The following is a 14,424-nucleotide window of genomic DNA, read 5'->3' as shown; positions in this document are numbered from 1 at the left end:
AGTCCGAGACTCAGCTCCGCGGACAGTTTCGTGACCTCGCGGCCACGAAACTGTCCGCCTGGCCGAGACTCGGCGCACCGCCGGCCTGCGCGACCACAGACGGACGGGAGGCGGGGGGGGCCCGGGGCCCCCCCCCCCCCGGGGGGGGGGGGGGGGGGGGGCGGGCGGCCCCCGCCGGCCGGGGGGGCCCCGGGGGGCGGAGGGGGCCCCCCCGCCCGGCGCCCCCCCGCCGCGCCGCCGGGGGCGCCGCCCCACGTCGGTGGGGGGCCCCCGGCACCCCAGGGGGCCCCCCCCGGCCCCCCCCCCCCCCCCCCGGCGGGGGGGGGGGGGCCCACCGGCCCCCGCGCCTCCCGTCTGGCGTGTGGCCGCGACTAGTGCGCGTCGGCCTCGACGGCCTCCTTCGGCTCGCCCGTCGGGGTGAGCCCGCGCTCCTGGCGACGCTTCGACACCACGAGCGACGCCACCGTGGCGACCGCGATCGTCAGCATGATGAAGCCCAGCGAGAACCAGATCGGGATCTCCGGCGCCCACTCGATGTGCTCACCACCGTTGATGAACGGCAGCTCGTTGACGTGCATGGCGTGGAAGACGAGCTTGACGCCGATGAACCCGAGGATGACCGCGAGGCCCTGCCCGAGGTAGATGAGGCGTTCGAGCAGCCCGGCGATGAGGAAGTACAGCTGACGGAGCCCGAGCAGCGAGAACGCGTTCGCGGTGAACACGATGAAGGCGTCCTGCGTCAGCCCGAAGATCGCGGGGATCGAGTCGAGCGCGAAGAGCACGTCGGTGAGGCCGATCGCGACCATCACGAGCAGCATCGGCGTGAACAGGCGCTTGCCGTCGACCTTCGTGGTGAGGCGGTCGCCGTCGTAGTGGTCCGAGGTCGGGATGACGCGCTTGAGGATCCGGATCAGGCGGGAGTCACCCTCGTCGCCGCCGTGGTCGTTGCCGCTGCGGGCCTGCGACCAGGCGAGCCAGAAGAGCAGCGCGCCGAACAGGTAGAACACCCACGAGAAGTTGTCGATGATCGTGACGCCGAGGGCGATGAAGATGCCGCGTGCGACGAGGGCGATCGCGACGCCGACGAGCAGGACCTTCTGCTGGAACTCCTTCGGCACGGCGAAGCTCGTCATGATGATGAGGAAGACGAACAGGTTGTCGACCGACAGTGCCTTCTCGGTCAGCCACCCGGCGAAGTACTCACCGCCGGCCTGTCCGCCGCCGAAGACGAGGATGCCGACACCGAACAGGATCGCGAGCCCGACGTAGAACGCCGACCAGAACGCGGATTCCCTGATGTGCGGGACGTGCGGGGTGCGCACGTGCGAGAAGAAGTCGAACACCAGCAGCGCGAGGATGCCTGCGATGGTGAGGAGCCAGACGAAGAGTGGGACGTCCACGGGTTTCCTTCAGGTCGATGGGCGCAACCAGGTGGTGGGTACGCCGAGGCCTGAAGGTCTCTTCCGCCGCGGTCCGCACGATGTGTCGACCACGACCGGCGCCCCGGGCCCGGATCGTTCCGGACCGTACTGACGGGGACACCGAGGAGGAATACTCCCCTTCGTGGTGTCGAGGGTACCGGGCGCCGCCCACATGCGCCGCGCTCTAAGCTGGGAACATGGCGAGTTCCTGGTCACTGTCCTCCCGGCTGCGCGGGCTGTTCCAGCGCAAGACGATCGACGAGACCACGTGGGAGGACCTCGAGACGGCGCTCATCGGTGCGGACTTCGGCCCGGACATCGCCGACGAGATCATCGAGGACCTCCACGCGCGCGTCGACCGCTACGGCACGACGGACCCCGCCGACCTCCAGCGGATGCTGCGCGAGGTGCTCGAGGAACGGCTGTCGAAGCTCGACACCACGCTGAAGCTCAGCAACCGGCCGGCGGTCGTGCTCGTCGTCGGGGTGAACGGCGTCGGCAAGACCACGACCATCGGCAAGTTCGCGAAGTTCCTCAAGACGTACGACCGCACCGTGCTCGTCGGTGCGGCGGACACCTTCCGCGCCGCCGCGGTCGAGCAGGTCGCGACGTGGGCGGAGCGAGCGGGCGTCGACGTCGTGCGACCGGCTCAGCCCGGGCAGGACCCGGCGTCGGTCGCGTACCAGACGGTCGAGAAGGCCATCAGGGACAACACCGAGATCGTCGTCATCGACACCGCCGGCCGACTGCACACCAAGGCCGGGCTGATGGACGAGCTCACCAAGATCAAGCGCGTGGTCGAGAAGCAGACCGAGATCGCCGAGGTCCTGCTCGTGCTCGACGCCACGACCGGCCAGAACGGCCTCGCGCAGGCGCAGGCGTTCATCGAGGGCGCGGGCGTCACCGGCCTCGTCATCACCAAGCTCGACGGCTCGGCCAAGGCCGGGTTCGTGCTGAGCGTGCAGGAGAAGACGGGCATCCCGATCAAGCTCATCGGCCAGGGCGAGGGCATCAACGACCTCACCGGTTTCACCCCGCACGTGTTCGTGCAGAACCTCGTCGGCTGATTCCGGGTACCGTCTGCGCAGTACAGGGATCGTCCAGGTACACGGAAGGAGCCCTCACATGCCCGCTCTGCTGATCATCGCGATCATCGTCGGCCTCGTCCTGCTCTTCAGCGGCATCTTCGTCGGTGCCCTGAAGTTCCTGCTGTGGGTCGGGATCGTCCTCATCATCCTGGCCGTCATCGGCTGGCTGCTCAGGAGCATCCGCGGTCGCGCGTAGCGACCGACGCGTCCGTCACGGACGCATGCGCGGAACGGGAGGCGCGGTGCCAGCTGGCACCGCGCCTCCCGTCCGTCGTCCGTCCGGTCCCACCGCTCAGACGGCCTGGCGACCCGGCGTCGCGTCGAGCAGGTGGGACAGGTGCTCCGGCACCGTGCCGCCGCGGGTGACCGTGGCACGCGCCCAGAGGCGCCCGGCCCGGTAGGACGACCGGACCAGCGGCCCGGCGAGGACCCCGGCGAAGCCCATCTCCTCGGCCACCTCGCGCAGGGCGACGAACTCCTCGGGTGCGACCCACCGCGCGACCGGCAGATGCCGCGGCGACGGGCGGAGGTACTGCGTCAGCGTGATGATGTCCGTGCCGGCGTCGTACAACCGCTGCAGGGCGTCCTCGATCTCGATGCGCTCCTCGCCCATGCCGAGGATCAGGTTCGACTTCGTGACCAGCCCCGCGTCGCGTCCCTGCGTGATGACGTCGAGGGAGCGCTCGAAGGTGAACGCCGGGCGGATTCGCTTGAAGATCCGGGGCACGGTCTCGACGTTGTGGGCGAAGACCTCGGGGCGGGCGGCGAACACCTGTCCGAGCTGGTCCGGGCGGCCGTTGAAGTCGGGCACGAGGATCTCGACACCGGTGCCGGGGGAGTGCTCGTGGATCTGGCGGATCGTCTCCGCGTAGAGCCAGGCGCCACCGTCGGGCAGGTCGTCGCGGGCCACACCGGTGACCGTGGCGTACTTGAGGCCCATCTCGGCGACGGAGTCCGCGACCCGGCGGGGCTCGTCGCGGTCGAGCGGCTCGGGCTTGCCGGTGTCGATCTGGCAGAAGTCGCAGCGGCGCGTGCACTGCGAGCCGCCGATGAGGAAGGTGGCCTCGCGGTCCTCCCAGCACTCGAAGATGTTCGGGCAGCCGGCCTCCTGGCAGACGGTGTGCAGCTGCTTGCTCCGCACGAGGCCGGACAGCTCGCGGAACTCCGGGCCCTGGGTGGCGCGGGTCTTGATCCACGCCGGCTTGGTCTCGATCGGGGTCTCGGCATTGCGGGCCTCGACGCGGAGCATCCGGCGGCCTTCGGGGGCGAGGGTCATACGAGGGTCTCCTGTCGTGTGGGCGTGGTGGCGGGCGTGCCCGCGGCGCTGCTGATCCGGTGTCCGGCGTGCATGCCCCGCTCTGCGGCGCGGAGGCGGTCGAGCACCACGGGGACGATCTCGTCGACCGTCACGGTGCGACCTGCTGCGCGGCTGAGGGTCGTCACCCCCGCGTCGCTGATCCCGCACGGCACGATCGCGGCGTAGGCGTCGAGGCTGTTCGTGCAGTTGATCGCGAGGCCGTGGCTCGTCACCCCCTCGGCGACGTGCAGGCCGATCGCGCCGACCTTGGCGTGCGGGGCACCGGCCGGGCCGGGGACCCAGGCGCCGCTGCGTCCCGGGACCCGCTCGGCGAGCACACCCACGGCGGCCGCCGCGTCGACGATGACCTGCTCGAGGTCCCGCACCCAGGCGACGACGTCGAGCGGCTCGGCCAGCCGGACGATCGGGTACGCGACGAGCTGCCCCGGTCCGTGCCAGGTGATCCGTCCGCCGCGGTCGACGTCGACCACGGGGGAGCCGTCCGTCGGCAGGTCGGACGGTTCGGTGCGACGCCCGGCGGTGTACACGGACGGGTGCTCGCACAGGACGACGGCTCCGGGTGAGCGGCCGGCGACGACGTCGGCGTGGAGGGCCCGCTGCAGTGCGAGTCCCTCGGCGTGGTCCAGCAACCCGGACGGGCGCACGATGTCGAGTTCCGGCATGCGCGCCAGGCTACGACAGTTTCTGTACTCCGTCCAACAACGGCATCGACGGGTGTCCGGAGGTCACGGCACGCGGACGTCCTGCCACGTTGCCGTGTGGAGCTCCTCCTCGTACAGCGCACGAGCGCGTGGCAGGTGGCGTCGTTCGACCGCGAAGACGTGCACCGCGATGCCCGCCCACAGCACCCCGGGGAAGAGCGCGAGCACGACGTCCTGCCAGTCGGTCGCGTCGAACAGCTGCGGGACGACCAGCGCGAGGAACAGGACGGCCAGGACCGCGGAGAGCCACGCGAACCAGCTGGTCCGGTCCACGAAGTGTGCGAGCCACCGAACCCGCCGTCGGGTGGGGACGCCGACCGGCTCCGGACCCCCTCGAACCCACTCCCGCAGCGCCCGCTGGGTGGCGTACCCGCCGATGGTGGCCCAGGCGACGACGACGAGGACGGTCACGAGCAACCCCGCGCCGATGCCGACAGCCACGACGGTCGACACCGGGATCGCGAACCGCGACGCGAACACGGCGGCGGCGAACCCGCAGAGCAGTGCGACGGCAGCGGCACGGGCCCAGCCGCCGAGGTCGATCTCCCGGAGGTGCATGCGACGGACAGTAGTCCGGGGCTTGACCTGAAGCGCGGTTGAGGGTGTCGGGTGGGGCCATGCGCATCCGCCAGGTCCAGCTCGCCACCCGCTCCCTCGACGACACCGCCCGCTGCTACGAGCGACTCGGGTGCGCCGTGCTCGCCGACGACGACTCGGTCCGGGTCACGGTCGGGGCGTCGCAGCTCGTCTTCCGGGAGCTCGACGGGATGACCGGGGCGCACCACCTCGCGTTCACGATCCCGACCGGGACGTTCGCGGACGCGAAGCGCCGGGTGGCCGAGGTCGCGACGGTGCTCGGGGCGGACGGTGCCGACGAGTTCGAGGGGCCGGCGGGCTGGGACTCGCGGTCGGTGTACTTCGAGGGGCCCGACCGGCAGCTGCTCGAGCTCATCGAGCGACGGGAGCTCCCCGACGGCGACGCCGCGCCGACCGCCGGACAGGGCGCGCCGGCCACCGGGCAGGCCGCGCCGCTCGCCCCGCTGTTCGTGTCGGTCAGTGAGGTCGGCATCGCCGTCCCCGACGTCCCCGGGGCGGTCGAGGCCCTCCGCCAGCACGGACTCGACCCCTACGCCGACCCGCCGCGGCCCGACTTCGCCCCCGTCGGCGACGTCGACGGGCTGCTCATCCTGGTGTCGCCCGGTCGGCAGTGGTTCCCGACGCTCGACCGAGCCCCGTCGTCGGCTCCGGTGGTGGTCGATCTCGGGCTCGGCACGACGGTGGAACTCGCCGAGGGCGTCCTCCTGCGGTGAACGGGCGAGAGCGTCCGGGCGGGGCCTTGTAGAATCGACGGATCATGGCGCAATTCGGTTCACTCTCCGATCGGCTGACCGAGACCTTCCGCAACCTGCGGAGCAAGGGTCGGCTGACTCCGTCCGACGTCGACGGCACCGTCCGCGAGATCCGGCGGGCGCTCCTCGACGCCGACGTCGCGCTCGAGGTCGTCAAGGCGTTCACCGCAGCCGTCCGCGAGCGGGCCCTCTCCGACGAGGTCAACCGTGCGCTCAACCCGGCGCAGCAGGTCGTCCAGATCGTCAACGAGGAACTCGTCGGCATCCTCGGCGGCCAGCAGCGGCGTCTCGAGTTCGCGAAGCGGCCCCCGACGGTCATCATGCTCGCGGGCCTCCAGGGCGCCGGCAAGACCACGCTCGCCGGCAAGCTCGGCAAGTGGCTCAAGAAGGACGGCCACACGCCGATGCTCGTCGCGGCGGACCTCCAGCGTCCGAACGCCGTGCAGCAGCTGCAGGTCGTCGGCGAACAGGCCGGCGTGCACGTCTTCGCGCCGGAGCCCGGCAACGGCGTCGGCGACCCGGTCAAGGTCGCGAAGAACGCCATCAAGGCCGCGGTCGACCAGCAGTACGACACCGTCATCGTGGACACCGCCGGTCGTCTCGGCGTCGACGCCGAGCTCATGAAGCAGGCCGCGAACATCCGCAAGGCCGTCGACCCCGACGAGGTCCTGTTCGTCATCGACGCGATGATCGGTCAGGACGCGGTCAACACCGCCCGCGCCTTCCAGGAAGGCGTCGACTTCACCGGCGTCGTCCTCTCGAAGCTCGACGGCGACGCCCGCGGTGGTGCCGCCCTGTCGGTCGCCAGCGTGACCGGCCGTCCGATCATGTTCGCCTCCACCGGCGAGGGGCTCGACGACTTCGAGCCGTTCCACCCGGACCGCATGGCGAGCCGCATCCTCGACCTCGGCGACATCCTCTCCCTCATCGAGCAGGCGCAGGGCGCCTTCGACGAGGAAGAAGCGCGCAAGGTCGCCGAGAAGATCGCGAGCGACTCGTTCACGCTCAACGACTTCCTCGAGCAGATGCAGCAGCTCCGCAAGGCCGGCTCGATCAAGGGCATGCTCGGCATGCTCCCCGGCGCCAAGGGCATGCGCGAGGCGCTCGACAACTTCGACGAGAGCGAGATCGTCCGCACCGAGGCGATCATCCAGTCGATGACCCCGCAGGAGCGCGAGCTGCCGAAGCTCCTCAACGGCTCCCGCCGCCTCCGCATCGCCAAGGGTGCCGGCTCCACCGTGACCGAGGTCAACGCCCTCGTGAACCGGTTCGAGCAGGCCGCGAAGATGATGAAGACCGTCGCCCGCGGTGGCGTCCCGCAGATGCCCGGCATGGGGCCGATCCCCGGCATGCACGGCGGCAAGAAGCAGCAGCAGGGCGGCAAGAAGAAGTCCAAGGTCGGCAACCCGGCGAAGCGTGCGGCGCTCGCCGCGGGTGCGGCCGCGGCGCCGCAGCAGGCGCCGAAGGGGTCCGGGCTCGGGCTCGGCGGCGGCAAGGGCGGCAAGGCGCCGACCGAGGAAGAGCTCGCGTCGCTGCAGAAGTTCCTGGGTCGCTGACGCGGCTCGCGATCGCAACCAGTTGACTGACTGGAGGCGCGGTGCCGGCTGGCACCGCGCCTCCCGTCCGTCGGTCAGCGCTTGGACCGCTTGAGCCAGGCCCGCAGGTCGGCGTACGTCCCGTCGTCCTCGCCGAAGAGGACGACGTTGCGCGCGGCGTCCAGCCAGGCACCGGTGGACGGGCGCACCTCACCGAGGGCACCGAGCAGGTCCGCCATGCCGATCAGCCGGACCGACCCGGTCGTGACGCTGTCCATGAGCGCCCGTTCCGCGGCGACCTCGCACACGTAGGCGATGTCCGCGCCCGAGAACCCCTCGGTGCGCTTCGCGAGCGCTGCGGCGTCGATGCCCTCGACGGGTCGGTCCCGCAGGTGGCCGCGGAAGACCGCCTCGCGCGCGGGGGCGTCCGGCGGCAGCACGAGCACGGTGCGGTCGAGCCGTCCGGGTCGGCGGAGCGCGGGGTCGACGTCCCAGGGCTGGTTCGTCGCCGCCAGGACGAACACGCCCTCGTTCCCGCCGTCGATGCCGTCCAGCTCGGTGAGGAGCTGGTTCACCATCCCGCGGACGTGCGAGCTCCGGGTCTGACTGCGCCGTTGTCCGAGCGCGTCGACCTCGTCGAAGAACACCACGCAGGGCGCCGCAGCCCGGGCGGCGCGGAACACGGCCTCGATGTTCCGTTCGCTCTGGCCGACGTAGGGGTCGAGCACGTCGGTGATCGAGACGCTCATGAACCGTGCGCCGAGTTCGCCCGCGACGGCCCGGGCGATGAACGTCTTGCCGCAGCCGGGCGGCCCGTACAGGAGCAGGCCGCCCCGGAGGCTCTTGCCGTAGAGCGTGCGCAGCTCGGGGTTCGCGAGCGGTGCGAGGAACGCCGCGGTCAGGCGCTGCTTCACGGTCTCCATGCCACCGACGTCGGCGAACCGGACACCGGCGCGCTCGACGGAGAACGCCGACGCGGGGTCCGGGTCGGGGCCGTCGTCGTCGACGAACGCCGGTTCGACGATGTGCTCCACCTGCTGCTCGGCGGCGTGCCAGTCGAACCCGGTCGCGGGTGGGGGACCGGCGTCGTCCGTCGCGGCGTCGTCCGGTCCGGGCGCGGCGGGGCCGGCCGTCGCGTCGGGTTGCAGCGCCTCGAGCATGAGCGCCCGGGCCGCGGCGTCGTCGGGGGCGACCGCGACCGCTGCCGCCGCTTCGGTCGTGGCCTCGACCCGGCGCCCCGCGTCGAGGAGCAGGCGGCCGAGGTGGACCCGGAGCGTGACGTCCTCCGGAGCGGCCACCACGGCTCGCCGGATCGCGTCGATCAGTGGGTCGTCGTCCATCGGGACTCCTCGTCCGTCGTCGTTCACCACGGGTTCCCCCAGCCGTCGTCGCCGCGGTCGGTCCGTCCCTCGTCGACGTCCTGCCGCACGGGCGTGGTCTTCGGGAACGCGCGCATCGTCCTCCGGATGCGCACCGAGGCGACGACGACCCCGGCGAACACCAGTCCCTGTGCCACCACGGCTGCGACCGGCGGGAGGAAGAGCCCCACGACCGAGACGGCCGTCGCGGCCCCGAGCACGCCGACGGTCGTCGTCCACCCGGGCACCGCCCGCCGCGCCGCGCGCACGAGGAACCCCGTTCGGGGCCGGGTCTCGGCGGCGAACCGGAGCACGACGACCACCGCGAGCGCGAGTCCGATCACCGGCGGGAGCGTCGTGTACCAGCGGCCGGCGTCCGACGGCGCGTCGAGGGAGACCAGGTACTGGAAGCCGGTCATCAGGGCGCCGGCACCGAGTCCGAACCGGATGCGCGCGAGCGGGTTGAGGACCCCGACGACGAGGTTCCGTCGGGCGAGCGCGTTCGTGGGGTCCGTCGCGAGGATCCCGGCGAACGCGAGCGCGGACTCGCCGTCGTGACCCCGCCGGAGTCGCGACACCGCGAAGTTGTGCCGTGCGCCGCGGTCCTCCGGGGCGAGCTCGAGGCCGCGTCGGTAGGCGGCCTGGGCGTCGCGCTGCCGTCCTGCCGCGAGCAGGAGGTCGCCGTGCCTGCGGTGCGCCATCGGTTCGAGCGGCGCCAGCCGCACGGTCTCGTAGCTCGCACGGAGCGCCTCGGGCCGGCGCCGCTCGTCGAGCCAGAGGGCGTCGGCCACCGCGAGGTGGGCGAGCCACGACCCGGGATCAGCCTCGACGGATCGGCGCGCGGCGGCGACGGCTCCGGTCTGGTCGCCCGAGCGGACCAGGGCCGTCGAGAGGATCCGGAGCGCGACGGAGTCGGTGGGGGCGAGGCCGACCGCGCGTCGGGCCTCGTCCTGGGCCTCGTCCGGTCGGTCGAGCGCCAGGAGGGCAAGCGCCCGGACGCGGTGCCCGGCGACCGAAGCGCCCTGGTCCCGTTCGACGACGGCCAGGTCGGCGAGCGCGTCGGCGGGCCGTCCCGCGTCGATCAGCGCGGCCGCGCGCTGGACGGTCGGCCCTGCTCCGCGTTCCGCGGTCCCCCCTGTCACAGGGGAACTGTAGCGGTCGCGCGGACTCCCGCACGTCCCCCAGACGGGAGGCGCGGTGCCGGCTGGCACCGCGCCTCCCGTCCGTCGGACGGTGACGGTCAGAGCGAGTCGCGCAGCTCGGTGACCAGGTGCCGGACGACGGCGCGGAGGTCTCCGCCGTTCTCCTGCGCGACCTGCAACTGCCGCTGGTAGGAGGCGCCGTCCGCGATCATCGTGTCGAGGTGGTGCAGCTCCTGCTGGCACCCGAGACGGTCCGCCACCGGGTCGAGCCGCTGCACGAGGTCGTGCACCTCGTCGGTCACGAGCCGCTCGTCGCCGGCCGCGTTCGTGATGATCTCGGCCTCCATGCCGTACCGGGCCGCGCGCCACTTGTTCTCGCGGACGAACCAGGGCTGCATGGTCGGCAGGGTCTCGCCGGCGTCGAGCCGGTCGGACATCTCGGTGACGAGGCACTGGACGAGCGCGGTCACGGCCCCGACCTCGTGCAGGGTCGAGATGCCGTCGGAGACGCGGTTCTCGAGGGTGCCCCAGCCGGGCGACGGGCGGATGTCCCAACGAAGGTCCTTGACGCCCTCGATGACGCCGGTGCGGGTGAGGTCGTCGACGACCTCCTCGAAGTTCGCCCACGCGCCGAGTGCCGGCGGCAGGCCACCGGTCGGCAGCTGCTGGAACATCAGGGCGCGGTTCGAGGCGTACCCGGTGTCGGTCCCCGCCCAGAACGGGCTCGAGGCGGTGAAGGCCTGCAGGTGCGGGACGTACGCGAGCATCGCGCCGAGGATCGGCAGTGCCTTGTCGCGGTCGTCGATGCCGACGTGGACATGCACGCCCCAGATGAGCATCTGACGGCCCCACCACCGGGTGCGGTCGATGAGGGTCGTGTAGTGCTCGCTGTCCGGCGTGATCTCCTGCTGGTCCCACACGGCGAAGGGGTGGGTGCCGGCGCACATGACCTGCGCGTCGAGCGGTTCGGCGGCGTCGACGACCTCGCCGATGATGCCGGACAGCTCGCTCGTGGCACCGCTCACCCGCGAGTGGACGCCGGTGACGACCTCGACCGTGTTCGTCAGGAGCTCCTCGGTCACCCGGTCGTGGTCACCGAGCCGCTGCTGCACCGCCTGGATGACGGCGGGGGCACGCGGGGTCAGGTCGCCGGTGTCCCGGTCGACCAGGGGGAGCTCCCACTCGACGCCGATGGTCGACGGGCGGGACTCGGTGAAACGGATGTCCATGCTGTACATCCTGCCCGGCTCCTTGTCGGACACGCACAAGGAACCGCACTCCCGGTCGTGCGGATCCGATTCACAGACGATCCACACCGGGCGTACCGTAGTAACGCTCAACAGGGAAGAGGTAGGCATGCAGCTGGTCGTGCGCGGGACGAACGCACCGCTCGTCGGAGAACTCGACATCCCGGTCTCGAAGTACCACGCGCACCGCGCGCTGGTGCTCGCGTCGCTGGCGAAGGGGACGAGCATCGTCTCCGGCATCAGTGCGACCCGGCAGGTCGAGTGGACCGTGGGCACGCTCCGTGCCCTCGGCGTCGACGTCAAGCGTCGCGGGAACGAGTACCACGTCACCGGCCTCGGCGGTCGGTACGAGGCCACCGACGTCGTCGACCACGGCTCCCGGGGCGCCGACGGGCTCCTCAACATGGGCTCCTCGGGCACCACGCTCTACTTCATGACGGGGCTCGCGTCGCTGGCGGACAAGCCGATGACCCTCTCGGGCATGAAGTACTTCCAGCGCCGCCCGATCAAGGCCCTGCTCACCTCGCTCACCCAGATGGGCATCGAGCTCGAGGCCACGAACGACTGCCCGCCGGTCACCGTGCAGCCGAAGCGTCCGCGCGGCGGCGACGTCCAGATCGCCGGCACCCTGTCGCAGTGGATCTCCGGCCTGCTCCTCGTCGCGCCCTTCGCGGAGGAGGAGACCCGGATCCACATCACCGGCGGACGGCTCAACGAGCAGCCGTACGTCGAGCTGACCGTGCGCATGATGCGCCAGTTCGGCCTCACGGTCGAGGTGTCCGACGACTGGCTCGAGTACCGGATCCCGGCGAACCAGCAGGCCACCCCGCACGACTACGTGATCCCGCCGGACATCGGCTCGGCGGCGTTCGGCATCGCCGCGGCCGGCATCCGCGAGTCGAACGTGCTGCTCCGCGGCATGGCGGCGTTCACCACCGCCGAGACCGACCACCCGGAGAGCGAGTTCCTCGACCTCGCCACGGCGATGGGCGTCCCGATGCGGATCGACGAGGAGACCGGCTTCGTGCGCATCGAGCACGACGGCTCCCCACTGCGCCCCCTCGACATCGACTGCCAGCCGATCCCGGACCTGCTGCCGATCCTGTCCACGATGGCGACCTTCGCCGAGGGCACGACCCGGCTCTGGAACGTCGCGCACATCCGGTTGAAGGAGTCCGACCGCGTCGCGGCGATGCTCCAGCTCAACCGACTGGGCGGCCGCGCCGAGCAGGGCGCCGACGAGCTGCGCGTCACCGGTGTCCGTCCGGGTGACCTCCACGGGTCGCCGATGTCCTCGTTCAACGACCACCGCGTGCTCATGTCGCTGGCCGTCGCCGCGTCGAAGGCCGACGGCGTCTCCGCCCTCACCTACCCGCGCGCCTACCGGATCTCGTACCCGACCTTCCTCGAGGCGATGAACTCGGTCGGCCTCGACATGGAGGTCGGCGACGGCGCCGAGGCGCAGATCGCCCGCGACGACCGGATCGACGCCGCCGAGGCCGCTGCGGAGAGCACGGACCTGGGGGAGGAGCAGGAGACGGTGACGAGCGCGCTGCCCGAGCTCGCCGGCGTCGACGCCGACCCGCTCGTCCTCAGCGAGAAGGTCCGCGCACTGTCCCAGCAGGACCCGGACGGCCTCGCCGTGATCGAGGTCGGCGGCCCCGAGCCGGTGAACACGACGTGGCGCGAGCTGCAGGACGAGGCCGACAAGGTCTCCGCCCTGCTCCTCGAGCTCGGTGTCCGCACGGGCGAGTCCGTGGCGATGCAGCTGCCGAACTGGCGCGAGTTCGTCTCGATCACCCTCGGTGCGATCCAGATCGGTGCCGTCGCGACGCCGATCATGCCCGTGTTCGGTCCCCGCGAGACCACGATGACGCTGGCCCGGTCCCGCGCCCGCGTGGTCTTCCTGCCGAACGTCTTCCGGAAGCGTCGTCCGGCGCTCGAACTGCTCGAGGTCATCGACGAGGCGAAGGCCCAGAAGCGCCGCCTGTCGGTCGAGCACGTGGTCGTGCTCCGCTCCGAGGCCCGCGGGCAGGCGGACAGCCCGACGAACCAGCCGCCGCTGCCCGCCGACGCCGCCGACCGCGTCGCCGCGAGCGAGTGGAACTGGCGCTACTTCGACACCGCGCTCGACTCGGTCCAGGTGGACGTCGACCAGATCCTGTCCCACGCGCCCGGCCCGGACGACGTCTGCCAGCTGCTCTTCACCTCCGGCACGACCGGCGAGCCGAAGGGCGTGCAGCACCCGCACCGCACGCTCGGCCTGGCGACCGCGATGCACGTCGCGCAGTCCGGCCTGACGAGCGAGGACCGGATCTACATCCCGTCGCCGCTCGCCCACCAGACCGGGTTCCTGTACGGCATGCTCCTGGCCTTCCGGCTCGGCGCACCGCAGGTCATCCAGCCCGTGTGGGACGGCACCGTCGCGCTCGAGCAGGCGTTCGGTGCCGCGAAGGCCACGTTCGTGCAGTGCGCGACGCCGTTCCTGACCGACCTCGTCGACCTCGTCGAGGCCGGGGCCGGACAGCCCGAGTCCCTCCGGATCTTCGTGCCGACGGGCGCCGCGGTGCCCCGCGCACTGGCCCAGCGTGCCGCGACGGTCCTCGGCACCGCGATCCTCGGCGCGTTCGGCACGAGCGAGACCTGCCTCGGGGCGCTCTCCAGCCCGACCGACGACCCGGCGGACGCCTACGGCCACGACGGTCGCGCGCTGCCCGGCATCCGGATCCGCATCGTCGACGACGAGGGGCACGAGCTGCCGGCGGACACCGAGGGCAACTTCGAGCTGCACTCGCCGACGATGTTCGCCGGGTACCTCGACCGGCAGGACCTCACGGACGACGTCTTCACCGAGGACGGCTGGTACAAGACCGGCGACCTCGCGAAGGTCGACGCCAAGGGCTTCCTGTCCATCACCGGCCGCGTCAAGGACGTCATCAACCGCGGTGGTGAGAAGATCCCGGTCGTCGAGATCGAGAACCTGCTCTACCAGCACCCGCTCGTCACCGACGTGGCGATCGTCGCGATGCCGGACGCCCGCCTCGGGGAGCGCGCCTGCGCGTTCGTCGTGCCCGCGGCCGGAGCGGAGCAGCTCGACTTCGCCGCGATGCAGCGCGCGCTCGACAAGGCCGGCGTGAGCAAGTACTACTGGCCTGAGCGTCTCGAGTACATCGCCGAGCTGCCGCGCAACGCGGTCGGCAAGGTCCAGAAGAACGTCCTGCGCGAGCAGGCAGCCGCGCTCGTCGCGACGAAGGAGAACTGACAG

Annotated in this window: 12 protein-coding genes; 5 read left to right on the top strand and 7 right to left on the bottom strand. The window is 71.7% G+C overall.

Translation table 11 applies throughout. The features are described 5' to 3' along the window. Positions 1 to 371 precede the first annotated feature (371 nt). The gene (locus J2X60_RS16045) at positions 372 to 1,400 is read right to left on the bottom strand and encodes a TerC family protein (RefSeq protein ID WP_309779852.1); all 1,029 of its coding nucleotides are present in this window, start codon (positions 1,398 to 1,400) and stop codon (positions 372 to 374) included. A 218-nt stretch (positions 1,401 to 1,618) separates the two neighbouring features. On the opposite strand from J2X60_RS16045, the gene ftsY reads away from it, so the two are divergent. Both ftsY and J2X60_RS16035 read left to right on the top strand, forming a co-directional pair. After that, positions 1,619 to 2,488 carry a signal recognition particle-docking protein FtsY gene (gene ftsY / locus J2X60_RS16040; protein ID WP_309888892.1) on the top strand — a complete coding sequence of 290 codons (870 nt, stop codon included), beginning with the start codon at positions 1,619 to 1,621 and terminating at the stop codon, positions 2,486 to 2,488. Positions 2,489 to 2,546: 58 nt separating this feature from the next. Continuing rightward, positions 2,547 to 2,705, top strand: coding sequence for a DUF4175 domain-containing protein (locus tag J2X60_RS16035; protein WP_139199230.1), 159 nt, complete (start codon positions 2,547 to 2,549; stop codon positions 2,703 to 2,705). 96 nt (positions 2,706 to 2,801) lie between these two features. Here the strand turns inward: J2X60_RS16035 and lipA are convergent, their stop codons facing one another. The 3 genes from lipA to J2X60_RS16020 all read right to left on the bottom strand — a co-directional run bounded on the left by lipA (position 2,802) and on the right by J2X60_RS16020 (position 5,086). Continuing rightward, complete coding sequence (gene lipA, locus J2X60_RS16030; RefSeq protein WP_309779850.1) at positions 2,802 to 3,785, bottom strand: lipoyl synthase; 984 nt, start codon at positions 3,783 to 3,785, stop codon at positions 2,802 to 2,804. Then, positions 3,782 to 4,489 carry a lipoyl(octanoyl) transferase LipB gene (lipB, locus tag J2X60_RS16025; RefSeq protein WP_309779849.1) on the bottom strand — a complete coding sequence of 236 codons (708 nt, stop codon included), beginning with the start codon at positions 4,487 to 4,489 and terminating at the stop codon, positions 3,782 to 3,784. Before lipB ends, lipA begins: the two co-directional genes overlap by 4 nt. Before the next feature lie 63 nt (positions 4,490 to 4,552). Beyond that, positions 4,553 to 5,086 carry a hypothetical protein gene (locus J2X60_RS16020; protein WP_309888890.1) on the bottom strand — a complete coding sequence of 178 codons (534 nt, stop codon included), beginning with the start codon at positions 5,084 to 5,086 and terminating at the stop codon, positions 4,553 to 4,555. A 59-nt stretch (positions 5,087 to 5,145) separates the two neighbouring features. On the opposite strand from J2X60_RS16020, the gene J2X60_RS16015 reads away from it, so the two are divergent. Beyond that, a complete protein-coding gene (locus tag J2X60_RS16015) occupies positions 5,146 to 5,838 on the top strand; it encodes a hypothetical protein (RefSeq protein WP_309888888.1) in 693 nt (230 codons plus the stop codon). A 44-nt stretch (positions 5,839 to 5,882) separates the two neighbouring features. Beyond that, positions 5,883 to 7,433 (top strand): signal recognition particle protein, encoded by a 1,551-nt coding sequence (ffh, locus tag J2X60_RS16010; protein WP_309888886.1) that lies wholly within the window; start codon positions 5,883 to 5,885, stop codon positions 7,431 to 7,433. A gap of 74 nt (positions 7,434 to 7,507) precedes the next feature. Here the strand turns inward: ffh and J2X60_RS16005 are convergent, their stop codons facing one another. The 3 genes from J2X60_RS16005 to J2X60_RS15995 form a co-directional block, all read right to left on the bottom strand. Beyond that, positions 7,508 to 8,752, bottom strand: a complete 1,245-nt coding sequence (locus J2X60_RS16005; protein ID WP_309888885.1) for an ATP-binding protein — start codon at positions 8,750 to 8,752, stop codon at positions 7,508 to 7,510. A gap of 23 nt (positions 8,753 to 8,775) precedes the next feature. Further along, on the bottom strand, positions 8,776 to 9,912 hold the full coding sequence (locus J2X60_RS16000; protein ID WP_309888882.1) for a tetratricopeptide repeat protein: 1,137 nt from the start codon (positions 9,910 to 9,912) through the stop codon (positions 8,776 to 8,778). A 98-nt stretch (positions 9,913 to 10,010) separates the two neighbouring features. Then, a complete protein-coding gene (locus J2X60_RS15995) occupies positions 10,011 to 11,150 on the bottom strand; it encodes a glutamate--cysteine ligase (protein ID WP_217637395.1) in 1,140 nt (379 codons plus the stop codon). 118 nt (positions 11,151 to 11,268) lie between these two features. Here J2X60_RS15995 and aroA point away from each other — a divergent pair, with 118 nt between their 5' ends. Further along, entirely contained in the window at positions 11,269 to 14,421 is a 3,153-nt protein-coding gene (gene aroA / locus J2X60_RS15990) for a 3-phosphoshikimate 1-carboxyvinyltransferase (protein WP_309888880.1), read from the top strand. The last annotated feature ends 3 nt before the right edge of the window (positions 14,422 to 14,424 follow it).

The organism is Curtobacterium sp. 320 (assembly GCF_031455235.1).
Lineage (GTDB): Bacteria > Actinomycetota > Actinomycetes > Actinomycetales > Microbacteriaceae > Curtobacterium.
Note: the sequence above shows the minus strand (reverse complement) of the source record. Positions and strands in the feature narration are given on the sequence as shown.

Coding starts and splice junctions, on each gene's coding strand:
- ftsY (WP_309888892.1), top strand. CDS start 1,619: ATGGCGAGTTCCTGGTCACTGTCCTCCCGGCTGCGCGGGCTGTTCCAG.
- J2X60_RS16035 (WP_139199230.1), top strand. CDS start 2,547: ATGCCCGCTCTGCTGATCATCGCGATCATCGTCGGCCTCGTCCTGCTC.
- lipA (WP_309779850.1), bottom strand. CDS start 3,785: ATGACCCTCGCCCCCGAAGGCCGCCGGATGCTCCGCGTCGAGGCCCGC.
- lipB (WP_309779849.1), bottom strand. CDS start 4,489: ATGCCGGAACTCGACATCGTGCGCCCGTCCGGGTTGCTGGACCACGCC.
- J2X60_RS16020 (WP_309888890.1), bottom strand. CDS start 5,086: ATGCACCTCCGGGAGATCGACCTCGGCGGCTGGGCCCGTGCCGCTGCC.
- J2X60_RS16015 (WP_309888888.1), top strand. CDS start 5,146: ATGCGCATCCGCCAGGTCCAGCTCGCCACCCGCTCCCTCGACGACACC.
- ffh (WP_309888886.1), top strand. CDS start 5,883: ATGGCGCAATTCGGTTCACTCTCCGATCGGCTGACCGAGACCTTCCGC.
- J2X60_RS16005 (WP_309888885.1), bottom strand. CDS start 8,752: ATGGACGACGACCCACTGATCGACGCGATCCGGCGAGCCGTGGTGGCC.
- J2X60_RS15995 (WP_217637395.1), bottom strand. CDS start 11,150: ATGTACAGCATGGACATCCGTTTCACCGAGTCCCGCCCGTCGACCATC.
- aroA (WP_309888880.1), top strand. CDS start 11,269: ATGCAGCTGGTCGTGCGCGGGACGAACGCACCGCTCGTCGGAGAACTC.